Genomic DNA, 25,407 nt, shown 5'->3' on the forward strand with positions numbered 1-25,407 from the left:
TAAATCGAACGAAATTATCCCGCTGTGTAAAAGCGAGCCGTGCTAACTAAAGAAAATTAGTATACTTAAGGGGGTGATGAAAATCCAATTGCAGGAGCTGGGCGAAGTGAGCAGAAAATCGTAGACGTAAGCTCTATTTACTACGTCTACGATAATGATCTTAGCGTTTACTCTTGGGAACAAAGAATGCAGCCAGCAGCATAAATACACCGGCCAACAACAAGCCATAAATGGATTGGCTATGAAAAAAATATTTGATGATCATTCCTCCAAAAAATCCACATACAATCTGTGGTAAGGTAATGAAGAAATTGAAAAGCCCCATATAAACCCCCATTTTCCCTGCAGGCAGGTGATCGCTCAAAATGGCATAAGGCATCGCTAAAATACTTCCCCAAGCGATACCAATACCGATCATGGGAAGAATCAGCAGATTAGCATCTTTGATCAGAAACAATGAAATCAACGAAAGTCCGCCAATAGACAAGCCAAGCGCATGCGTTTTTCCACGCCCGAGCTGTTTGGCTATCCGCGGAATAAACAAAGCATATAGAGCCGATACCCCATTGTAAATACCAAAAAGCACGCCCACCCAATTGGCCGCCTCCATATAAAGATCCTGCCGATTTCCTTCCCGCAGGTAAAAAACCGAATCTGCAATCGCAGGAGTTGTATATACCCACATCATAAAAAGGGCAAACCAGGAAAAGAATTGAACCCAACCGAGTTTGCGCATGATCAATGGCATCTTACCAATATCGCTGGCAATAGTGCGCAAACCAAATTTTGGCGCTGTCTCCTGTTCAACCACCAGGGTATCGGAAAATGACCGTAATTCCTGTGGCGTATATTCCTTCGTTTTAAACACCGACCACAACACCGTTAGAAGCAGTACAAAACCACCAAAGTAAAAAGAATATATCACATTGTTTGGCACCTGACCGGCTTCGGAAGTTCCCTGTACATGAAAATATTTTGTCAGTATAAAGGGAAGTAACGATCCCAATACGGCTCCAATACCGATCAGAAAGGTTTGTACGGAGAATCCAAGACTACGTTGGTTGCTCGGTAGATTATCGCCAATTAAGGCTCTAAAGGGCTCCATTGTCACATTGATGGAAGCATCCATAAACATTAATAGTCCTGCTCCTATCCAAAGTGGTGCTAGCAATGTGGTAAATACCGCTGCATTCGGCATCAAAAACAGGGTTATGGTGGTCAGCAGTGCACCCACCAAAATATAAGGCCGACGACGCCCCAATTTATTCCAGGTTCGATCGCTATAATGCCCGATAATTGGCTGCACAATCATCCCCGTAATCGGAGCAGCAAGCCAAAACAGCGACAGGTGTTCTACATCAGCACCAAATGTCTGTAGAATACGGGAAGCATTGCCGTTTTGTAAGGCAAACCCCATTTGTATGCCCAAAAACCCAAAACTCATATTGATGACCTGGCTAATACTTAATTCAGGTTTATTTCCCATAATAGGCTATCAAAATTTAAGACAAAATACAATTTAATTATCACTTAATCCCTATTTTCAGCAGCATAAGATCGGTCCTTTCGCTGCTGAAAACAGGGGCTTACCGAACCTGAAACACCTGCTTTTTGCTTTGTGCAGCCAGAACGAAAGCTTCTGCCTCCGTCTGGATATGGGCCGCAGTGTCACTGTCATTTTCGATCGTAAATCCATCCGACCGTACCGCAATCAACAAGGTCGCACCGCGAAATAAGATACGGAATTTATACCCTTCCCACTCTTTTGGTAACATCGGATTTAAATACAGTTTTCCTCCCTTAATCCGCATTCCTGCAAAGCCCTCTACGATTGTCATCCAGGTACCCGCCATGGAAGTGATATGTAAACCGTCTTCGGTATCGTTATTATAATCATCCAGATCCAAACGCGAGGTCCGCAGATAGAATTCATAGGCTTTTTCTGGTTTATTCAATTTAGCAGCCAATATCGCATGGACGCAAGGAGAAAGCGAGCTTTCATGCACCGTAAACGGTTCATAAAATTCATAATGTCGCCTTAAGGCCTCAAGATCAAACTGGTCTTCAAGAAAGTAAAAGCCCTGCAGCACATCGGCCTGCTTGATGTAACAGGAACGTAGAATCCTGTCCCAGCTCCAACGCTGGTTGATCGGTCGTTGAGCCGGATCAAGTTCGGCCACAGGAATTAACTCTTTGTCGAGGAAACCATCCTGTTGGAGAAATACCCCGCGCTGCGCATCAAAAGGATAATACATGTTATCGATAATATGCTGCCATTTTTCCTGTTCCTCCGTTCCTATGGCTAGCTTCGTTTTCAATGCCTCAGCATTGTCGGAGCTCAGCTGCGCCAGCTTGTTTAAACAGTCCAGTGTATATTCCAGGCACCAGGAAGCAATCCGATTGGTATACCAGTTGTTGTTCACGTTGTTTTCATACTCGTTTGGTCCCGTCACCCCCAACATGACATATTGCTGGCGCTCAGCGCTCCAATTAACGCGCTGTGCCCAGAATCGGCTTATTGCAACCAAGACTTCCAAGCCGTGCGACCAGATGTAATCCTGATCACCGGTGTAACGGACATAGTTATAGATCGCAAATGCAATGGCTCCATTGCGATGAATTTCCTCAAACGTAATTTCCCATTCATTATGGCATTCCTCACCATTAATCGTCACCATGGGATAAAGTGCAGCTCCATTGGTAAAGCCAAGTTTAGCGGCATTTTCAATGGCTTTATCCAATTGCTGATGACGATAAATCAACAAGTTACGCGCAATATTTGGAGATTGTGTTGCGAGGTAAAAAGGAATACAATAAGCTTCAGTATCCCAATAGGTGACACCGCCATATTTTTCTCCGGTAAAACCTTTCGGACCAATATTGAGTCGCTCATCTTCGCCGGTATAGGTTTGGTTGAGCTGAAATATATTATAGCGTATAGCCTGCTGCGCAGCAACATCACCACTGATTTCAATGTCACTTTCTGCCCAGATCGCTTGCCAAGCTGCTGCTTGTTTCTCCTTTAGTTGCTCATAGCTCAGTGCATCTAGCCTATGTAAATTGACCGAAGCAGCCACTTCTAGCTCTGCCGACACATGGTTCTGTGATGTAACAATGGAAACTCGCTTTTCAACACAACAAATTTGAGATTCGGTTAGCTCGGTCTTATAAATTTCTGCTATACAGCCTCGACTTGTCACCGTATCTTGCACTTCGACAACGGCTGTAGATCCTGTCACGGTAGTTGTAAGCAGGGCGTATACCTCAAAGCCAGTTTTCTTGGTACGCGCCGCCACAAAGGTATTTTCACCATCTCTTCCCTGCGCTGTGCTTTCCCAAAATTGCTCGTCGTAGTTACTGTCTCGATTGACAACTTCAGCATTTAAATGCGAGCGGACCTCCAAAGCAATCGGACCGGAAAGTGCCTGTATGTTGTACTGTAATGAAGCTGTTTCCGAAGCAAACAGATGATACATCCGGCTTGCTTCAACCTTCAACTGTGCCCCATCGGACATTTCCACGATAAAACTGCGGTATAAAACCCCATTTTGCATATCCAGGCGACGTTCAAAAGATTTGACCGCAACTTTGTTTAGGTCGAGAACCTGCCCATTCACTAGAATATGTAGGCCTATCCAATCGATGGAATTGATGACCTTTGCAAAATATTCGGGATACCCATTTTTCCACCAGCCCACGCGTGTTTTGTCAGGATAATAAATACCCGCTAGGTACGATCCCTGTAACGATTTCCCGCTGAATTCTTCTTCAAAGTTAGCCCTCTGCCCCATCCGACCATTACCAATAGCGAAGATACTTTCCGAAAATTCATTATGTTCGGGACGAAAGGTGTCTTCGATAATTTGCCAAGGGTTATGTTTGATATATGTTTTCATCTTTATATTTTTTTCAATGCGCGACGGATACTCTGCCTCAATCATTCTGGTCTTCTTTGCCAATATGATCTACGCCTTGCTTCCATCACTTGAATTGCTCCTAAAATTTAAAATTTATCGACTAAGGCTCCTAAATCGGCTACCACTAAATCTGCTCCGTTAAGATGTTCAGCCTGCCCAATCCCTATGACCTGCATGCCGGCTGCCCTTGCCGCATCGATCCCCGCCTGGGCATCTTCCAGCACGAGACAGCATGCCGGCTCAATTCCCAAAGCCTCAGCTCCCTTCAGGAAAACTGCTGGATTAGGTTTAGACAGTTGCACCACATTTCCATCAAGCAATGCGTCGAAATAGCTGATAATCCCCGTTTTTTCAAGGATGCCCATCGCGTTCTTGCTGGCTGACCCCAATGCAATCTTAATCCCCTTTTTCCGGAGTTTTTCTAATAGATCCAAACTACCTGAAAGCAAGTGGTCAGGGCTGAGTTGTTCAATCAGCTCCAAGTACCATTTGTTTTTAAGTGACAGCAAATCCGCTTTTTCAGCATCGGATATTTTCGCCCCCGCCCATTTTAAAATAAGCTCGAGGGATTCAATGCGACTGACCCCTTTCAACTGTTCATTGTCAACAAGAGAAAACGAATAACCCAAGCCTTCTGCCAATCTGTGCCAGGCTTGAAAATGGTAGACCGCCGTATCCACCAACACACCGTCCAAATCAAATATTACGGCTTTTACAGTATTATAATTAATCATCGAAAAATGAATTCTATAGAATTTTAAATTGTGTTAAAACTTAAGCTCAAACACTTTAGTCTCGTAAGCGTCCAACTTCAAGCTATGGTCAACTGGATTGGTCTCTTGCTTTTGAATAATATCGAAATAGGACTTCACCTGGTTATTTCGTTCCCTAAAGCGATCGAGTTTAAGTTCCTTCGCGACATCATTGCAATTCATCACGACCATAACAGTTTGCTTTTCGTTGTAACGGAAATAAACATATACGCCATCTTCGGGCACATATTGCATCGTTTTACCGGTTTGCAGAACGGTATGTTGTTTTCGGTAATTGGCTAAGGTCTGCACATAACTCCACATATCCTGTTCGGCTTTCGTTCTTCCGTCAGCTGTAAATTTATTCGATTTGTCACCTATAAAACCACCCTGAAAGTCTTCCCTTAGCAAGCCGTCGGGATTAGAGAAATTCTTCATCAGAATTTCAGCTCCATAGTACAACTGTGGGATACCCCTTGTTGTCATAAGCCAAGCCATTGCTGATTTATATTTCTGCACGTTTTCGCCTACAACGGAGAAAAAACGATCCTTATCGTGGTTATCCAAAAAAAGCACATTTTGCGCTGGATGTGGATATAGAAAATCTGAGGCCAGGGTCGAATATAATTTATTGGCTCCGGCAGTCCATTCTGTCTTTTGGTTGAGCGCATCACCTATGGCATAATTAAGCTGAAAATCGGTTACGCCCATCAACTTGGAATCCACGTCCTGACCAACTCGTTTTCCGCCCAGAAAATAAGCCTGATTGGCAACCCCGTGTACCCATGTCTCCCCAAAAAAGGTAAACTTTGGATACTCCTGCAGAATGCGATCGGTCCATTTAGCCATAAAATCCAGATCATTGTACGGATAGGTATCTATTCGGAATCCGTCTATTGCTGCGGTCTCTATCCACCAGATATGGCTTTGGGTCAGGTAATTTTGAACGTATGGATTCTGTTCGTTCATATCAGGCATGGTGGGAACAAACCAACCTTTGACCATTTTCTTTTTGTCATCTGCCGAGGCATAAGGATCAAAAACAGCCTGATCTTTGTAGGATGTCTGCGTATAGGAAGGCCATTCATTGAGCCAGTCTGCCATCGGTTTGTCTTTCACCGTCCAATGATAACTTCCAATATGATTGGGCACCACATCAAAAATCAATTTCATCTGACGCCGGTGGAGCTGTTCGCCTAATTGCACATAAGTGTCATTGCTGCCAAAGCGAGGGTCTATATGATATGTTTCGGTATTGGCATAACCATGGTACGAGGCCTGTGGCATGTCATTGGTCAACACGGGAGTCAGCCACAAGGATGTAACACCAAGATCTTGCAGGTAATCCAGTTTCCCGATAATACCTTCCAAATCGCCACCATGACGCAAGTACATTGAATCCCGGTTCAAGCTCATATCCAACATACCTTTCACTTGATCATTTGCCTTATTTCCATTGGCAAAACGATCAGGCATAATCAGATAGATCAAATCGGCACTGTTTACTCCTTGCGCTTTTACTTTTTGATCTCTTTGCTTCAACTCATAACGATAAGTCAGTTTTTTCTTTCCTTGACGAAAGGTAAAAGTTGACCATCCCGGTTGGGCCGAAGCAGCCACCTTGACATCCAAAAACAGGTAATTGGGATTTTCCACCCGATTGATTTTTACCAATTCTATTCCTTTATCCTCCACTTGCACCTCACTTTTCCCGATCTGGGGTCCATAGACAACAAGCTGCAGGGTTGGATTTTCCATTCCTACCCACCAGTTTAAAGGTTCTACACGTTGAATGGATTGCCCCAATAAGGGGCTCCATCCAAGCACTGTTAGCGCCACGATTACTGTGGTAATATTTTTATTTATTTTAAACATCATTTGCTATTTCTTTGTCAGCGTATAGGTATTTGCATTGAAATCCACGACAATAGCGTAGGTACCGGCACTGGCGACCGCGATATTGGCACCACCAGCCGCTAAAGTTCCATTTGCCCCGCCAAAATTGGTTCCCCAATCGTGATTTTTACGGAATTTGATCTCTCCTGCCGTCAAGCTCACTGTGAGCTTCCATACCTGGTTGGCATTGTCAAACTTCATATCTGTATCGGCATCCCAACCTTTCGGTGTCGCGCTGCCAATAATGCCCCAGTTGTGATCTTTAAATGAAATGGTATTGGCAGTTGTGTTGACCTCGATTTCCAGATTACCTGCACGCGGCGCTTTTATATTTCCACCGCCATTAAATGCGATTTTACCATCTGCAGTTTGTCCATAAGAATTCGCCCAATTGCGTTCAGTTGTAATCTTAAATTCTGAATTCACTTCCGGAAATAAGATAATGCCTGTATAGATACCGTTACTTGTTGGGGAAACTAACGACTCAGCTGTAGCTGGATCCCATCCCTGATAAGCGCCTGGAACATACAGATAGCTGGTTGAAGCAAAGGGAACTGCTTTCAGGCTTGCCAAAGCCGAAAACACGACCGTAATTTTAGCATTGATACTTGACTTCAGACGTACATCAAAGTCAGAAGCCGTTCCTGTCGGAACACCAAGAGAAAGTAAGTAGCTATTCAATTCATAACCTGTAAAACCAACTGTTGTCCGACCACTCGGAATAACAACTTCTTTTACTGTTTTAAAATTGTCTCCTTTGAGCCCAAACTGGAGTACGTTGGTTACTGCCGCCTGAAAACCAAAGTCAGGCTGAATCATAGTTAAGTGCAGTACCGTGTCCTTTGCATTATCTTTAGACAGGGTTACATTATTTTTATCAAGGCTTAAAGTCGCTGGCTTTATACCTTCATCACTAGCCAATATGGCCCGCGTTTCGTCTTTTTTACAACTTTGGAATAGCGCTATAAACAGCAGCATGATTCCGATATAGTGTCTAGTTTTCATCTGTTTTATTTTGTTTTCAATAGCTGATGAAAGCTCAGGGCAAATATTTACCGTCCTGTGCGCCGATCAATATGCATTGCTCGGTTTCATCTGTCAACAATTTTCTTAGTACAGGTATGGCCACATCGACCAGAAATTAATTATAGCCGGGATTCTGTACAAGATTGGAGTTCGCGATTATATCTGAAGCCGGAAGCGGGAACAGTGTTCTATAAGCTGGCACAGCTTGACCGGCTAACACACCTCCTTTAAAAGGCCAGAGGTAATTATCGCCCGTAAATTTGCCGTAACGAATTAAATCCGAACGTCTAAACCCTTCCCAATACAGCTCTTTCACACGCTCGTTGAGTACATCGTCTAGCGAGAGGTTTGCCAAATTCCCACTGTTGTTGCCATAGGCACGCACACGCAACTTGTTGACGTAATCCAATGCTTTAGCCACGTTACCACCGGAGCCACCCCGTAAAGTTGCTTCGGCGTAAATCAGGTTCATCTCTGCCAATCGAATTAATGGAAAGTCCACCGATGCTACAAAACCTTCAGCTGCTGGAGGAGCAGTTTTTCCGTCTTTGTTCACATTCCGGAATTTAGTAACGGCCAACCCCTGCTTATAGACAGCGATATCTTCTATTTTTACGCTTGTATTTAAGTGAAACATTGCCCTTTTGTCCGTTGCTCCGGAGTAGTCACCGAAAATGGTTGCGATATTGTCACGCGTCCGATTTCCCGCCCAACCGCCGCCAGGCACACCAAAAGAAGTGGGATTCATGGTCGCGTCTATAGCTGCATTGATCAGATAAGTCGTTCCCCCCTTGCTCTGTGTTTTGGTTCCATCGTAAGGCAGATAAAAAATAAATTCTGGGTTGTTCACATCATTATCTGCATAGAAGAGCTCCCGGTAATTTGTCCCCAAGCTATAGCCCGAGTTCAATACCTTTTCTGAATACGTGATGGCTTCGGTATATTTCTTATTACCGGCCCCCAGGTAGACTTCAGCGTTGAGGTATAAACGAGCCAATAGCCCCCATGCCGCTACTTGGTCCACACGACCATAAACATTCTGTTTGGCACCTTTGAGCTGACCAGCAACCTCCAGCAGTTCTTTCTCCACATACGCGAAAAGCTCAGGTCGTTTGATCTGTGGCGGTGATACTTTGCCTACTGAAGTTTCTTCGGTTACAAAAGGTGGATTTCCGAATAGATCAAGTAGAACCCAATAGTTGTAAGCACGTAAGAATCTTGCTTCGGCACGATAATAAGCGATCTCTTTTTTGTCGGCATCTGAAATACCGCGTTCGGCCAATTTAGCATCCGTGCTCTCTCTTAAAAATTCATTGACAAGGGTAGCACTGTAGACACAACGCGTGTAAAGACCGCGGAGCATGGGATTGCTATCGTCAAAATTGAGGTAATCCAAACCACTAATTCCCGGGTCATTAAGCCAGGCGCAAGCAGCTTCATCGGTAGTAAGTTCTTGCGCATTCCAAAAAAGACGTAAAAAATCCGATGTTCCGGCATCTAAACCACCTAAGTCTGTATTATTCGGCCCCGATGTGCTCGTTAAAGTCAATGATCCATACAACCTTGCAAATGATGAGGTATAACCTTTAAAATCTTTATAAGCAATATCTGCGGTGACATCATTAGTCGGCTTTAAATCCAAATCCTTGTGGCAGCTGCTCAATGCGATGGCGAGCAGGCAAGCGCCTATATATTTATTTAATTTTTTCATTGTTATATCATTTAAAAACTCACATTTACACCCAATACATAAGTTCTTGGTCTTGGATAGAAACGGTCGTCTATACCATTGGATATTTCTGGATCAACTCCTTTGTACTTGGTGATGGTAAATACATTTTGTACAGTGGCAGAAATAGACATCGAAGCTTTGCTGTTCCGAATAAATTTTCCGAGGTTATAACTCAGATTGACATTATCCATTTTCACGAATGATGCATTTTTGATGTAATAGTCGCTTCGTAACTGCTTGAGTAGAAAATTGGTATTCAAAAAATCCACCGGGGCATTGTTGATCACCAAAACCGCCTGATCGTTGATATTCGCGCCACTGCCTAGGTTGGATGAAACATTGTCGTACACATAATTATCCAAACTTGCGCGCAATACGGTGCTTGCCGACCATTTTTTGTAACTGTATGCCGCCGTAAAACCCAAAAGGTATTTCGGTAAAGGTGATTTGTATAGGTAACGGTCGTTATCGCTGATCACGCCGTCGCCATTGCGGTCAACATAGACCCCTTCTACAGGATGCCCCTGTTCATCATATACCTGCTGGAACACATTGAAACTATTGGGCATGAAATTCACCTTATGTGCCTGGATATTCCCCCCTGTTCCACCACGAATACTACCGGTCTCCACGATAAAGTTTGGATCATCGCTCTGCGTCAGGTTGGTCACTTTGCTTCTATTATAAGTCACATTGAAACCAAGATCCAACGACGAATTTTCTGTTTTTACCGGAACGTAATGCAGGTTAAACTCCAGACCCTGATTCTCCATATTACCGACATTCGTCAACAAAAAGTTGCTAAAGTTTGATCCTACAGGAACTGGAATGGTACTGAGCAAGTCCTTGGTCTTCTTCGAATAGTAGTCTATGCTACCATAAAATAGATTGTTAGCGAAACCAAAATCAACTCCAGCATTGTAGGTCGTTGTACTCTCCCAGCGGATATCTTGATCGTAGGCGACCGGCGAATTCAGGTAATAATACTCATTACCAAATCGATACATGGATTCATTACCACTGATGGTGTAATTAGGCAAATAAGAATAGTTGGCAATACCGTCTTGCTGACCTGTCTTTCCATAACTTAAACGAAGTTTCAACTCCGAAACCGCAGCTATTTCTTTTAAAAAGCCTTCATTTTTCGCGCGCCAGGTAAAACCGACAGAAGGGAAATATCCCCAGCGGTTGTCCGGGCTAAAACGGGAAGAACCATCTGTCCGCAAGGTTCCAGAAAGGACATAACGGTTGTCGTAGGTATAGATCAAACGTCCGTAATAGGAAATCAACAGGTTTTCGGGTTTATCAAAAGGTCGCGTTGGTTCATTTAAGATCTTATCACCTTCGGCATTTGTACGGTTAAAATTGTATACTTTACTACTATTTTTATAGTAACCATAGCCTAGTGTCGCGTCTATCGTACTTTTGATCGTAGGTAATTCTTTATCATACTTTAGATAAAACTCGAGTGTTTTATTGTTGATATCGGTTTTATATTGCGTTCTTTCACCACCTTCATTGAAATTACGTGCAGCAATAGCCGGCGTAAATGTATTCCCTTTTGAACGCGCCAGATCGTAGCCGACGTTTAAGTTGGCATGTAACTCGGGAAGGAAATGAAAACTATAATCCACTTTTGCATTTCCAATGCTTCTGAAAACATCGCCATTATCTTTGCGCAGATCCAATAAGGCCAAAGGATTTCGAGGTGCATTTGGATTGGGTTTCCCGCCCTGAACCCACTCATAATATCCGCCAAAACTATCCTTATCATCGACATAAACAGGTTGGGTGGGATCGAACTGAATCGCTGACCCGATCGCATCTTGCGTAGCAAATTTCGATTTCGACCAGGTACCACGTACATTCACATCCAGCGAAAGGTGATTGTCCAGAAATTTCGGTGTCAAGGCCAATGCCGCAGTGGTCCGTTTTAAGTTATCATTTTTCAGCACACCGTCCTGATTCATATAACCAGCAGAAATACGGTAAGGCATATTGCCAGCTCTGGAAGCAATGTTAACATTATTGTCTGTAGTAAAGGCATTGCCATAAATCACATCCTGCCAATCGGTATTTGCTGTTCCCAACAATTTTTTCATGGCATCACTGCCATTGGTATTGACATAATCGCGGATTTGATCCGCGTTAAGCAGTTTTACTTTATTGGCCACAGTCGCCAAGGAGTTCTGTGTAGAGAAGTTGATTTGTGTTCCTGAGCGGCTGCCTTTTTTGGTGGTGATTAAGATGACACCATTCGATGCACGCGATCCATAAATTGCCGTTGCATTGGCATCTTTCAAGATGGTAAATGTCTCGATATCATTTGGGTTAATCAAACTTAATGGATTCGCTACCCCAGATACCGAGCCACCAGCCAAAGGAATCCCATCCACGACGATCAATGGATCGTTACTGGCATTCAGTGAAGCGCCGGAACGGATCCGGATTGTACTTCCTGCGCCTGGCTGCCCCCCACTTGTTGTAATCTGTACGCCCGGAACTTTCCCCATAATGAGTTGCTCGGGAGAAGAGATCTGTCCTTTTTGAAAATCCTTAGAACTCACCGTGCTGATTGACCCCGTCAGGTCACTTTTCTTTTGTGTACCATAACCGATCACAACAACTTCTTCCAGTGCGCTGGTATTGGATTTAAGGTAGAGGTTTAACGGATTCTGCCCATCGCTGATTTGGATTAAGGTGTCCAGGCTCGCGTATCCGACCATGCTGACTCGCAGGCGTAATTTCCCCGTTTGTAGTCTATCCAAGCTAAAATCCCCATTCGCATTGGTAGACAGTGATTTTTGAATATCCTCGAAGCGCAGTGTAGCACCGACCAAGGAACTCCCCTTCTGGTCCATTACTCGCCCCTTTAGCGTTGCCTGTTGGGCAAATGCCGAAGCACTTACGCCGAGTAGCATGCTCAGAGCCCAAAATGGACGTGATAGCTGTTTGTTCATAAAATAACTGTTTATTTATTTAGTTTTGTTTTGCTTATCAATTGGTATTGTCCAGGCAAAAGGCTCAATTTTGACTGACTGGCCCAGTTGAGCTCTTTTCCTGTAAAATTGTCCACCCACTGTCCCTGCAGTGCTTGTGGCAATGTAAATTCCACACTTTCTACCCCAAAATTGCCAAGTACCCCTACTTGTTGTCCATCCTTTTCCAGCACGAAATATTTAACAGCATCTTTCATAGCCGATGTAACAATCGTCCCGTTTTGGAAAATGCTATTTTTGGTTTTGAAACGGGTGAGTTTCGCATAGGTCTCAAAGAGTTTTTTGCGATCATCTTGCTGCAGATAACTCCACAATAATGGTTTTTCACCTGTCCGTCCATTTTCATCGATAGACACATCATAGCCATATTCACCAAACTGCCAGATCATCTTAGGTCCAGGTGAAGCCAATAAGAATACTGCAGCCTGTTCCATACGTTTTAATGCAATGCCAAGATTCTTGATGTTATAATTACCGGATGAATTTCCATAATTGAGGCACTTGAACAAGAGTCTCTGTTCGTCGTGGCTTTCCATATAGGACACAAAAGAAGGTTGTGCCATGCCGTGACTCGACGCAAATAATCTTCCTAGATCCGAGCCATTATTGGCATTCCATCCCATCGCTGCTTCGTTGAAGACATGATTCATATTATTCCAGAGCAACATACCCGATTGCGCCAGCTCCATTTCTTCCTGATCACCGCCAAGATGCTCGAGAATGATATAACAAGAAGGATCTATACTCCGAATATGCTGCTGATATTGCTTTAAGATCGCCACACGGGAAGCATCATAAGCATTCCATGCGTTTAAATCACTTTCTGAAGTGCCTGAATTTTTCTGCGTAAAGCCTTTAGACAAGTCAAAGCGGAAGCCATCGATCTTGTATTCCTGCATCCAATAGGTCAAGACATCTTTAACAAAAGCCTGTGTATAACTACTTTCGTGGTTAAAGTCAAATCCAACATTAAACGGATGCTTGGCAACCGTATTGAACCAAGGACTATTGACAGCGACGTTGCCCTGCTCCATATAAAGCTGTACAAGCGGCGACTGACCAAATGCGTGATTAAAAACAACGTCCAAAATCACGGCAATACCATTTTCGTGACAGGCATCGACATAGGCTTTCAGGTCATTTTTCAAGCCGTAATATTTATCCAATGCCCGGTGGAATGAAGGATTATATCCCCAAGTCGAATTCCCTTCCGATTCCTGTACAGGCATTAGCTCAACGGCATTTACACCTAGCCTTTTTAAATAAGACAAAGAATCCTTGAGTGTAGTATATTGATGCTGTCTGACAAAATCGCGGACCAACAGTTCATAGATCACCAAATCACCTTGAGCAGGTCTATTAAAAGCAGTTGTTTTCCAGGTATAAGCCTTTGCGGGAAGATCCAATACGCCGACAATACCATGCGCAGCTGCGGGATAAGCGGGTACAGCCGTTGCTGTAAGCCCAAGTGCAGCATCATTCTGCGGATCAAGAATCAGTTCAGCATAGGGGTCAGCGATAGCCAATTGGCCATCCACCAAAAACTGATAAGTCTGTTTTTTGGAGAAATCCAGATTCGATACCGTTACCCACCAGGTTTTGCCATCTGGAGTCTGGCTCATCGCATAGGCTGGTAATGCTTTATAGTTGTTAAAACCACCTAACAGATATACACTTTTTTTCAGTGGTGCTGTGAGCGCAAAACTGACCTCCCCTTTTTCCCTGTTTATGGTTGTTCCGTTTGGATTGATACCTATCGGGAGGGCAGCAATGGTAGGTTTTGATTCTACAAATAGCTCCACTTTACTGGAATATACCTTGCCATCAGCTTCCAAGCGGGCTTCGAGCTCATGCAGGCCGTTGCTTTGTAGACTAACAGATTTTTCCAAAGACAGTGCAACAGAAGATTCAGCCAGCAATATACCATTGTCCCAGACACTGATTTTTCCGGACTGCGTTGCCTGTAATTGTAGCTTCAGGTTATCGCCAACGGTGTACATTTGCTCAGTGGTCATTGGATCTGTAGGTTGCAGCATAGGCGACACAAAACGAATCGCTTGCATGTTACTCGCCACGAAGGGCAGAAATAAATCTGAATTATTTTTATTTCGTTGGACCAGCGATCCATCACCATTGCGCACTAAAAGTGCCAACTGACCAAATTCCAAAGCATTTGACAGATTAAAGAATGTGGAAGGCGTAAACGTAAATGTATATAAACCAGCAGAAACAAATTTAAGTTTATAAGCGTTGTCATTCTTTGACCAGTCTGTCGCTACATGCTGCCAGCTCCCCCCATGGACAGGAATCAACCCCGCGTGTAGATACAGGTCGGTGGTGCTACCTTTTAACGCTGCATTTCCTTTCGAAAGATCAAATTGCAACGTGATTTCCTTATCCCAAAAGATAAATGGAGCAGAAAGATTCACCAAACCAGTCCCCTGCTGTTCAATAACAGGTGGTTGCTCGACATCCACGATATCTTTCTTATTTGCACATGATGATAATAGGACAATCACCCAGAGATACCCTATTAAACGAGAGATATGCTTCCCCATCGATAATTAGCTTTACTTGGAATCTGATATTGGGAACGTTCCCGAAATCAAGGTAAAAAGAAATCGCCTGTTGCGATTTGCTGGATTTCCCTATCCAATATTTTATACAAATTGATTATTTAAACACTTTCGGGAATGTTCCCGAAAGTAATCAAAGCTAAATAATGGGATTACAAAAAACAAATATTTTTTTTCTTATTTGAGGCTAGATTTTTGAAAAATAAGCTGGGAATCAAGATAAACCGAATTAGCAAACTTATCATTTGTTGGATCATCCATCTTATCTAACAGGTATTTTGTTACCAATTGGCCCATTTCGTAGGCAGGTTGTTTCACTACGCTCAGTGCTGGGTCGATCAGATCGGCGATATCCAAACAAGAAAAACAAATGATCTTGAGGTCTTCAGGAATACGAATTGCGAGCTGCTTGGCGACCCGTATACTCGAAATGGCGAGACGTTCTACTGAGGCAAAAATGGCATCGGGTTTTTCCTTTTCGATCAAGCTGGTGATATCTTTCATATTCTGATCGGCATCATTGACGGTATCCAAAATAAGCTCGGGCCTAATCGGTATTCCCGCCTCCTGCAAAGCTTTTTCATACCCGTCTTTACGCACCTTACCAATCGAAACATGAGGATTGATGGCGAGGTAAGCAATCCGTTGACAGGCATTATCAATCAAGTGCTTCGTTGCCAGATAAGACGAATCAAAGTCATTCCCCGTAATATATCCCCCCTTCCAATCGTCATATGCACGGTCAAAGAACATGACCGGTATTCCCCTTTCCGCCAACAGTTGCAAATGCGAATGGTCTTTTCCCTCACCCGAAGCCGAAATGATCACGCCATCCACTCGTCCATTAGCCAGCGAGCGCACGATGGAAGCTTCATTTTGTACCTGATGATCCGTCACGTAAATCAAGGTATGATAGCCCTTAGAGCGTGCCACTGCCTCGATTCCTTTGATGGCCTGCGAGAAAAATTTATTACCAAATTCGGGAATAATAATCGCAATGGTCAGACTTTTATTCGCTTTCAGACTACTCGCATAGACATTCGGCGAAAAACCGATTTCTTCGGCCATGGCCAAAATACGGGCTTTTGTCGCCGGATTAATATCCTCGTTATCCCGAAATGCACGGGAAACGGTCGATTTTGACAAGCCGAGTTTTTTGGCCAGATCTACTATTGTTAATTGCGACATATCAAGATTCCCTTTGCTGTTCGAATGTAATAATTGTTGGATACAAATAAAGCAATTATCTATCCAGAATAGCAAATTTTCTTTTTGTTCCCTTTGTTTTAAATCAGCGGGCCATGTTTTTTTATCTCCAGATAAGAAAAGCGATCTAGTGATCAAATCGTGTAAACGACCTCTCCAATATGCTCGCTTCCGTCAGCTTTCCGTTAGCAGAAAAACGTGTTTTACATGGCGTTTTGTGTCTATAGCATTAAATACTGTATTCGGGTTGTCTTCGTATTGTGTTCGTATCACCTTCGGCTGTGGAGAATCTTGCTACGGCTATTGATCGAAAGTTGACCAAGTAATTCCTGTTCAGGGTCTGGTCAATATCTGTTCAGCACCTGTACAATATCTGTATCCCATCCGAATAAGGTACGAAGCAGGTACGAATCTTTCCTCCCTATTTATTAAAAAATTGTGAAAAGGTGCTTAGCAGATGTTACCGCCAAAGACAGGGTAATACAAGCCTACATTGTTGTAGAAATATTGATCTATAAACAAAACAGGCTTAGCAAATATGCTAAGCCTGTTTTTATCATTAGTCGACCATTTTCTTGATTAGAACTTTCTAAAATCCCATTCCCCGCGATAAGGGCGGCTACGCATGAGGTTAGCATAATCATTGTCGAACTGTTCCTTTTGTGGATTCCATTTTAAATCCTTTTGAAGTTCATACGCTATGTTGATGGCATTGCAAACAGAGCTCGTCCGATGGCCTATTTCAACATCACAGATCGGCTTACTTCTTTTTTTGATCGCGTCTACCCAATCCTGATAGTGGTTATCACTGTAATACAGGCGACGATCTGTAGAGCTCAATTTAAGATTGGCCAAATTCTCGGGATTCGAACGGATAAATTCGCGGCTTACTTCAATCTTACCTTTTTCACCAATAAATTGAATCGCGTTATGTACGCCCCATTGCACATGGTTTACCCGAACTCCATTGGCATAGTTAAAGGAAAGCCCGCTATTGCTATTTGCTGCTTTAGGTGGATTGAATTGCACCGGGCCAGATTCGTCCATGCCCAATGCCCATTGCACAATATCAAACATATGTGCTCCCCAATCGGTAATATAACCACCGCCGAAATCACGGTAACCACGCCACCAAGCCCATTTATCATCCTCAAGCGGTGGGCTTAAAATCGGGTTATAACCGCGGTAAGGTGAAGGTCCTACCCACATATCCCAATCCAAATAATCCGGTGCTGGCATAGCTGGTAGGTCGCATTGTTTGACCGGTTCGCCCACAGACACATTAATTTCTTTTATTTTGCCGATATAGCCATTGAGAACCAGTTCTGCTGCCTGTCTAAAATTATAGGAAGAACGCTGCATGCTACCTGTCTGAAAGACACGTTTATATTTGCGGGTTGCATCAACCATTGCTCTCCCCTCGGCAATGGTAAGCGCCAGGGGTTTCTCACAATAAATATCTTTGCCGGCTTTAGCTGCATCAACAGCAACCTGCGCATGCCAGTGATCTGGTGTTGCAATAACAACAGCATCAATATCTTTCCGATCCAATAGTTCGCGATAATGGTGGTAGGCCTTAATCTCAGTCTGTGCTTTTGACAATTCCGTTTGCTTTTTCGCTGTCGCAGCAATAAATGCGGCCAACTTGTTACGGTCCACATCGCAGGCCGCCAGACTTGCGATTTCCTTGCAGTGATTGAGACCGTTCATCAAAGTATAGGATTGTTTTCCGACACCGATAAATCCAAGATTGATACGATCACTTGGTGCAAGAAATCCATTTCCGCCTAACACAACGCGCGGGACAATTGTGAAAGCCAAAGAGGATACAATCCCCTTGGCTATAAATTCTCTTCTTTTCATTTTTACTGATAGTTTATTTTTCTGCTCGTCTTTATAGACACTTATTCGGTCCTTGGCGGCAAAATGGTTTATGTATGGATGATTTGTCTAGGCTTTCTCAAAAATAGTTTATTCTTGAACCGGAACCAGTGTAATTGACGCAATCTCAGGTAATGCATCGCCATCAATTGCCGTAGCCTGCAGCAGCACTTTTGTACTTGGCTCTCCGATCACTTGCTGTGGTACTTCTATTGTTCCCATGACCGCTTCCTTAAATGCAGTTCCATTTTCATTTATAAAGGCGAAAGGAATCTTTTGTCCAAGAGCGGTTAGCAAAATTTTGCCCTGATGTTTAGGATTAGGTAGATAATTGATGAGTACTCGGTATTTACCCGGTTTTTGAATTTTAATATCCCAAATTACTTGATCGGCAACATCCTTCCATTGACCTATGGCATTCGGGCGATTTGGATCATGGGTATGTGCGCCAATAATTTTCAGTCCCTTTCCTTCCTGCAGTTTCGCATTATTTGCGTTCATCACGATGCGACCATCCGCCTGTGTTTGTGTCAGGCTTTCCTCAACAATTGGTTTTCCTTGGATCTCCACCACGATAACCTTAGGTCCTTTGTTGTTGTCAAAGACATCAACAGGAATTGCTGGTCTACCATTTTCCAGCGTAGATTTTAACTTCATTTTCGGTGAAGCCAGGGCATAGACAGCCGTCACTTTATTTTTGATTGGTAGATTTATTTTCCCATCGGCTGGACGGTCAAAAACATGCAGATAGAGCTTCCCATTTTTTTGCGTACAATAACCCCAATCCAACGCTTGGAAAGGGCTCGCCGTAGTCCCGTAAATAGATTCGCTATTGATCTTCATCCAGTCCCCGATCTGCTCCATAATACGCACCGCAGGTTCAGGAATGCCGCCATCACCATCGGGTCCAACATTTAACAGGAAATTGCCGCCCTTACTTACTGTTTCCACAAATAATTGCATGATCTTGGGGAAGCTTTTCCAATTTTGATCATGGGCGCTATAACCGTAACTTTCATTCATGGTATGACTTACCTCCCAATACATACCAGGCAAGCCTGTTGGTGGAATATATTTTTCAGGCGTTCCAATATCACCGTTTTTATTTTCGAGTCCATTCCAAAATCGATTATTGATAATAATGTTGGGTTGCCATTTGATCAGGTCTGTCAAAATATGTTTGGTTCCCCAGGCGTCACCTTCGTGCTGTTTGCTACTGAAATCGGGCCACAGCATATCCAATCGCCCGTAATTTTGGGCAAGTTCCTTAATTTGGCCATAGAGATAGGCTTTATACCGTTCATGATCAGGTTGATGATTACCTACATTCGGGTTTAACTGAAAAGCCTCATAGGAATCGGGATGCTGCCAATCCAGCAGCGAATAATAGGCGCCTACTTTCATTCCCTCCTGGCGGAAAGCTTCCATAATTTCGCGGTAAAGATCTCTCCCTTTTGGCGATAAATTTGCCGTACCTGTGACATCGTTTTTAACCGTGTAAGGCTGTTGGCTATTGAATAGGCTAAAGCCTTCGTGGTGTCGGGAGGTCAGCACCATATACTTCATTCCCGTTTTTTTTGCAAGCTGAGCCCAGGATTTTGGATCGAAGGAACGCAACGTAAATTTTGGTTTCAGCACTTCAGCATACTGCTTACTGGGAATTTTCCCCCAAGTTTGTATCCATTCAGCATAATGCTGTGGGTATTTTTTTCCTTCAAAAGAACCTCCCGATGCACTATACAATCCCCAATGGATAAATAACCCAAAACGAGCTTCTTTAAACCATTCCATGCGTTTATCTTGCGTCTCTTGCCAGCCAGCTACGCCTTCATAGGGTAATGATTTGGTCTGTGAATTAGCAACATCGGTCATGCATAGCAACATTCCCACTGCTGCTGCACACTTCCACTTTAAAAAATTGATTTTCATCGTAATATAGTTTTATACATAAAAGTTCATGGATTATAATCATTAAACAGGGGTCATCAGAAACCCAAGTGGTTTATTTCCTCCTGCATGGTATCATAAGTCTTTCGCCCATCCTCCAAAGGAATTCCTTTTGATAGTCCGGGTCGTTTATGGCCTGTAAAAGTCAACCATGTGTCTTTCATGATCGTCTGTCTTTTCAAAACAAGGGTATATAACTGGCGAAGTTTTGGTTTATCGCGCAAATTATCATCCCATGTGCTTTCGATCGGGAAATTAGGCATCAGGTGTTTAACAATTTCCCTTGCCATGAGCCAATGGCCCAACTCGCCAGGATGAACACCATCTGCCGCTAGCCTAAACTGAGGATCTTTCTTGATGCCAGTCTCCAAATATCGCCGCATAGGAAAATGGAGGTCAATGATTTCCCATGATTGTTTTCGGCCATAATCGATCAACCATTCGGCATAACGATCCAATACTTTATTGTACCCATTGAGCCGAAGCTGCGGATCATCATGCACCGGTGGAGTCATCCATATGATACGTTTGACACCTTGATCTGCAAGTCGTTTTTGCAGGTGTATAATTCCGTTTTTATAGGCTTCAAACCGAGCCGAATCAAATGGTAGGTAAATACCGTCATTCATGCCATAACAGACGAAGACAACCTCAGGATTGATTTTATCGAGTACATTATCCAAACGGTCAAATAGACAAGGTCGCGGAAACTTTCCATCGGCATGATTCGGCTCACTAAGTCCAGATACGGTCTCACTGGGTAGCCCCGAGTTAATAAACTGGGGTTTCTTTTTCGGATGACTGCTCAGGAACAAACTTTCGGTCATGGCGACATATTGACCGGCATAGGTAATGCTATTTCCCAGAAAAAGAATTTTCTGTGCTTCGTTCCAGGCAAACTGATTAACCTGTTTTTGCCCAACAGCTTGTACATACCATAAACTTAAGCAGAAGAGCAGCGACAAAACACGTATTTTTTTTATAGTTAATAATTGATTCAACATCGTTATAATTGATACAGTCAATATTCGAATTAGCCTAGTTTTATTTTTAGCGCATAGCCCAAGCTGTTGTTTTCTATCTTCTTGGGTAATTTCAATTGCAATCCATGGTTATCCTGCTGGAAATCGATCTGACCAAACCCTAAGATTTCCACTGATTTCACTTTAGCCTTATTTTGGTTCAGGGACTTTACATTGACGATTCCACCCTTGGGTACTACAAGAGCCATCGCATATACAAAATCATTCTTTTGGGTAAACCAAAAATCCGAAGCGGTAAAAGATGCCTTAAATCCTTCTCTCTCCCGTTGTTCGGTATCCGTTATCCGAATTGCTGTAGGCCCCTCATGTGCAGTGGTCCATGGGGATGTTCCATAAATCGCTTCACCATTGAGTCGCAACCATTTCCCTAATATAGCAAGATTTTTCTTTACCGGCGCAGGGACATTCCCCTGCGCATCGGGCCCAATATTGAGCATATAGTTACCACCTTTACTGACAATTTCCAAAAGCCAATAGCGCAATTCGTCTACATTTTTCCAATCATGATCGTAGGATTTATAGCCCCAGGAATGATTGAATGTCCCGATAGCTTCCCAAGGTTGGTTAAAATGTTCCGAAGGATCTGGAATCCGATTATCTCCTGGAATGGCATAATCGCCCATGCCATTGCCAATCCGTTCGGAGACAATAACATGTGGATTGCAATCATAAACGGTTTTATAGAACCGAAAGCTTTGTTCTGCAGTCATCAGTCCCGGCATATCAAACCAGATATATTTCAGCTGTTTGAACCGCGTCAAAATTTCCTTTACCTGAGGAATTGCTTTTTCGTTGAGATACGAAGCAAAGGAATTTTTACTGGGATCCCAAAGATTGGCACCAAAAGCATCGGTTTTGGTATGGGCAAGATCATGCTGTGCCTTCGTTACCTTATATTGCGCGTCGCTACCATCCCTCCAATCGATATTCTGTGAATAATAGACACCAAAATCGAGTTTATGCCGAAGACAGGCATCATACAGTTCCTGAATGATATCGCGTTTAAAGGGCGTAGCCTGTATGCTATTGAATGAACTGACCTTTGAACCATATAGCGCAAATCCATCTTGATGTTTACTTGTCACAACAAGATATTTCATCCCGGCATCCTTGGCCATTTTAACAATGTTATCGGCATCAAAAGATTGTGGCGAAAATTGGTTTGCTAATTTGGCATAGGTTGACCGTGGAATTTTTGCGACCAATTGAATCCATTCGGCGACACTAGGACTCCCTAAATCTTCTATTCTCTGACCATTCCATATACCTGCTGGGATCGCATACAGTCCCCAATGGATAAATAGACCAAACTTTTGTTGCTGAAAATCTTGGAGTGCCCGTGCTTTCTGTTTATTCATCTCCTGCCATTCCTTCATTAGCTGTGCAAGTCGATGTCTTCGCTTGTTCCATCGCGTCAAGGCTTCTAAATAATAATAGTCTGCATACACCAAAGGCACATCAATTTCTCCTTTATGTGGAATACTGCCCACACTATGTTTTAAGATAAACAGACCATTCCCTCCAACTTCACTAGCGTACTTTGGCGAGCCCAATGATCGCAAAATCTTTTCAGCCAGATCCAAATAATCCTGCTGTTGTCCCGGCTCCATATATTCAACCAATTCCAAAAGTGCCGATGCAGTGACAGCAGCAGCGGATGCATCCCGCGGGGTAGTGCCAAAATCTTCTTTTCGATAGTCCCAGTTTGGAATAAACCCCGCTTGATCGACATCAAAGTCCCAAAAGGGAACTCCATCATCAGGCAAGCGCGGGTGCTGTGCATAAAAGTCTGCCATTTTTAGAGCAGCCTGTAAAAACTTAGGATCCTTCGTTTCACGATACATCACAACAAATCCATACAATCCCCAAGCTTGCCCTCTAGCCCAGGCGGAATTGTCCGAAAAGCCCTGAGCAGTCTCCCTGCTCAATACAGCACCCGTATTGGGATCATAGGTAACCACATGGTAAGAACTGTAATCCGGTCGGTATTGATTTTTCAACGTCGTTTCTGCATGTCGAATAGCGGCATGCCGATAAACAGAATCCCCAGATAATTTGGAAGCCAAAAAAAGAAGTTCCAAATTCATCATATTGTCGATAATGACTGGAAATTCATATTTATGCTTACTGTCCCAAGAAGAAAATGTATTCCAAGACTTGATCGCTCCAACCTTTGGATTGAAACGTGTCAATAAAGATTTGGCACTCTGGATCAAGATCGATTTGAAGGTGGTGTCACCCGTCAACCGATAGGCATTGCCATAACTGCAGTTCATTACGAAACCAATATCGTGGTGATGCGTATTAAATTGATTTTGACGTAATGAATTCGTCCATTTTAATGCAGCGTCCCGCCATTGATCATCGCCTGTATACTCAAAAACATACCAAAGACAGCCCGGCCAAAAGCCACCAGTCCAATCCCGGATATCAGTAAACGTTGTTTTTCCATTATGATCTGCCGATCGTGGATACTTACTCAGGTCTTTATGATCTTGATACAGCAATGCATACTGTCGTTCGGCCAAATCAAATCCCTTTTTTACGATATCGCTTGTATCCGCACGTAGGAGAAAAGGATAAAAAAAGGTCAAAAAATAAATAAAGTATAAGCTATATCTAAAAAAAATCATGTTTAGGTTCATTTTATACTCATAAAAAACTAATCGATCCAACCCGGGTTTTGCACCAGGTTCACGTTCATCTGTATTTCTGAGGTCGGAATAGGCCATACGGTCAAGAAATCGCCTTTGTAGCTATAATTCCCAACATTTGTCCCCCAGACCTGCTTACGTCCATTGCCTGCTTGAAACACCGTCTCTTTCCAGGTCCCCCAACGCAATTCGTCAAAGTAATTGATCCCCTCATTCGGAAACTCCACACGGCGTTCGTTGCGAATACGTGTACGTAAATCATCTTTTCCGCCAACAGCTGTTACAGCATTGGAATTTAAAAGTGCCAGCCCCGCACGCTGGCGAACTTCGTTAACTTTTGCTATAGCTTCATTCAGTTTACCATCTTCATTCAAGGCCTCGGCCCACATCAATAAAACATCAGCATAGCGAAAAATCGGAAAATCGATAGGTCCATAATTACGATCCACAAGCTCATTGACTCCTTCAGCAACAAATTTTCGATAGAAATAGAAGAAATTGATCTGCGTATCACTCTGAATATCGCCGCCTACCTGTGCCTGCCCACGAAATGGCCAGCGCATAAATTGAAGACTTTCAACATTCGTAAAATTATAGGCACCCCTAAAAGTCGAATAAGGCGTCACGACATTGGCCTGCAAACGGGGATCGCGATTTTCATAGGCCTTTTTGATGCGCTCCTCATTGCCTTGGGGCAGATAAAGGCTCATTTTTGCACCTCTTAATACCGCCGCTGCCTTCTCCGCATCTGTCAAGTTGTTACGTAGAAAAAAGACCTCCCTTTCATTTTCGGTTAAACTGCTGTATCCTGGAATAATTTTATCCCATTCAAACTTAGAGCCATCGTTATTTTCGTATAGATCAACCAAGTGTGGTGAAGGCATATAGTAATTCCAGCCTCGCGAATAGACCGAGGGCCAACCGCAAAATAGCTGCATATTATTCCCATATCCCTGTTCACTGCGATGCTGAATGGAAAAAATCATCTCAGGACACTGCTCATTGGCCTCCTTAAACAAAGCTTTATAATCGCCGAACAGGGTGTGGCCAGCATCTTTTACTTTTTGAAAATCAGCCGCTGCTTTTGCCCAATCCTTTCGATAAAGATAAACTTTACCCCGTAAGGCATAAGCTGCGGCTTTAGTTGCATGTCCATAATTTGCATTACCCGCGGGATAACGATCGGGGAAATTGCTTTCAGCAATACAATCGTTCAGGTCAGCCAATATTTGATTCCAAACCTCCTCTTCCGAACTACGTCCTTTAATGGCCTCCGCCGCTGTAAAGGGCTCGAGATAAATGGGTACTCCTTTGTAGAGTTGGTTAAGTCGAAAGTAAAAATAAGCGCGCAGAAATTTAGCTTCCGCAATATATTTTGCTTTCTTTTCTGCTGTAGAAGGTGATTTTATGGGAATATTCTTTAAGGCGTCATTTGCACGCTGAATACCTTCATATTGAATTTTCCAAACGTTCAAAAATAAGGGGTCACCCGCGGTAATGGTTCCCGTCAATAAGGGTTCATCAAAACGTGCCTGCCCCGTATAGGAAAAACGATCAAACTGATACAGTTCATAGGGTGAGATCAGTCCACTATGCCCCATCAGGAGCCTAAACGAACTATAGATTCCCGCAACGCCCAAATCTGTTAAATTGTCGGTTGTCCACATCGTTGCCGTGGAAACCGATGAATATGGAGAGGTATCCAAAAGTTCTTTTTTGCACCCTACTATACCTGTTAGCAATACAATCGCTAGAAATTTTTTCATCTTTTTCATGGT

General features: G+C 43.3%; 14 protein-coding genes. All 14 read right to left on the reverse strand.

Annotation, left to right across the window (positions count from 1 at the left end; genetic code table 11):
* Window positions 1–160 precede the first annotated feature (160 nt).
* Window positions 161–1,486, reverse strand: a complete 1,326-nt coding sequence (locus tag AAW12_RS13880) for an MFS transporter (protein ID WP_046674243.1) — start codon at window positions 1,484–1,486, stop codon at window positions 161–163.
* Between the two features lie 100 nt (window positions 1,487–1,586).
* On the reverse strand, window positions 1,587–3,896 hold the full coding sequence (locus AAW12_RS13885) for a family 65 glycosyl hydrolase domain-containing protein (protein WP_046674376.1): 2,310 nt from the start codon (window positions 3,894–3,896) through the stop codon (window positions 1,587–1,589).
* A 107-nt stretch (window positions 3,897–4,003) separates the two neighbouring features.
* A complete protein-coding gene (pgmB, locus tag AAW12_RS13890; protein ID WP_046674244.1) occupies window positions 4,004–4,651 on the reverse strand; it encodes a beta-phosphoglucomutase in 648 nt (215 codons plus the stop codon).
* Between the two features lie 33 nt (window positions 4,652–4,684).
* Window positions 4,685–6,547, reverse strand: coding sequence for a glycoside hydrolase family 13 protein (locus AAW12_RS13895; RefSeq protein WP_156167650.1), 1,863 nt, complete (start codon window positions 6,545–6,547; stop codon window positions 4,685–4,687).
* A 3-nt stretch (window positions 6,548–6,550) separates the two neighbouring features.
* Complete coding sequence (locus tag AAW12_RS13900) at window positions 6,551–7,570, reverse strand: SusE domain-containing protein (RefSeq protein ID WP_046674245.1); 1,020 nt, start codon at window positions 7,568–7,570, stop codon at window positions 6,551–6,553.
* Between the two features lie 136 nt (window positions 7,571–7,706).
* Window positions 7,707–9,302, reverse strand: a complete 1,596-nt coding sequence (locus tag AAW12_RS13905) for a RagB/SusD family nutrient uptake outer membrane protein (RefSeq protein ID WP_046674246.1) — start codon at window positions 9,300–9,302, stop codon at window positions 7,707–7,709.
* A gap of 11 nt (window positions 9,303–9,313) precedes the next feature.
* Window positions 9,314–12,283: a SusC/RagA family TonB-linked outer membrane protein gene (locus AAW12_RS13910; protein WP_046674247.1), complete on the reverse strand. Its 2,970-nt coding sequence runs from the start codon at window positions 12,281–12,283 to the stop codon at window positions 9,314–9,316.
* Window positions 12,284–12,294: 11 nt separating this feature from the next.
* The gene (locus tag AAW12_RS13915) at window positions 12,295–14,880 is read right to left on the reverse strand and encodes an alpha-amylase family glycosyl hydrolase (RefSeq protein WP_046674248.1); all 2,586 of its coding nucleotides are present in this window, start codon (window positions 14,878–14,880) and stop codon (window positions 12,295–12,297) included.
* A gap of 195 nt (window positions 14,881–15,075) precedes the next feature.
* Window positions 15,076–16,086 carry a LacI family DNA-binding transcriptional regulator gene (locus AAW12_RS13920; RefSeq protein ID WP_046674378.1) on the reverse strand — a complete coding sequence of 337 codons (1,011 nt, stop codon included), beginning with the start codon at window positions 16,084–16,086 and terminating at the stop codon, window positions 15,076–15,078.
* Window positions 16,087–16,683: 597 nt separating this feature from the next.
* Window positions 16,684–17,967 (reverse strand): Gfo/Idh/MocA family protein, encoded by a 1,284-nt coding sequence (locus AAW12_RS13925; protein ID WP_046674249.1) that lies wholly within the window; start codon window positions 17,965–17,967, stop codon window positions 16,684–16,686.
* A gap of 108 nt (window positions 17,968–18,075) precedes the next feature.
* Entirely contained in the window at window positions 18,076–19,914 is a 1,839-nt protein-coding gene (locus AAW12_RS13930) for an alpha-L-fucosidase (protein ID WP_053003689.1), read from the reverse strand.
* A 56-nt stretch (window positions 19,915–19,970) separates the two neighbouring features.
* Window positions 19,971–20,936 (reverse strand): SGNH/GDSL hydrolase family protein, encoded by a 966-nt coding sequence (locus AAW12_RS13935; RefSeq protein ID WP_046674250.1) that lies wholly within the window; start codon window positions 20,934–20,936, stop codon window positions 19,971–19,973.
* A 29-nt stretch (window positions 20,937–20,965) separates the two neighbouring features.
* Window positions 20,966–23,608 carry an alpha-L-fucosidase gene (locus AAW12_RS26065; RefSeq protein ID WP_156167651.1) on the reverse strand — a complete coding sequence of 881 codons (2,643 nt, stop codon included), beginning with the start codon at window positions 23,606–23,608 and terminating at the stop codon, window positions 20,966–20,968.
* Between the two features lie 29 nt (window positions 23,609–23,637).
* Window positions 23,638–25,395, reverse strand: a complete 1,758-nt coding sequence (locus AAW12_RS13945) for a RagB/SusD family nutrient uptake outer membrane protein (RefSeq protein WP_053003728.1) — start codon at window positions 25,393–25,395, stop codon at window positions 23,638–23,640.
* Window positions 25,396–25,407 lie beyond the last annotated feature (12 nt).

It is taken from the genome of Sphingobacterium sp. Ag1 (genome assembly GCF_000988325.1).
In the GTDB taxonomy this organism is placed as follows: Bacteria; Bacteroidota; Bacteroidia; order Sphingobacteriales; family Sphingobacteriaceae; genus Sphingobacterium.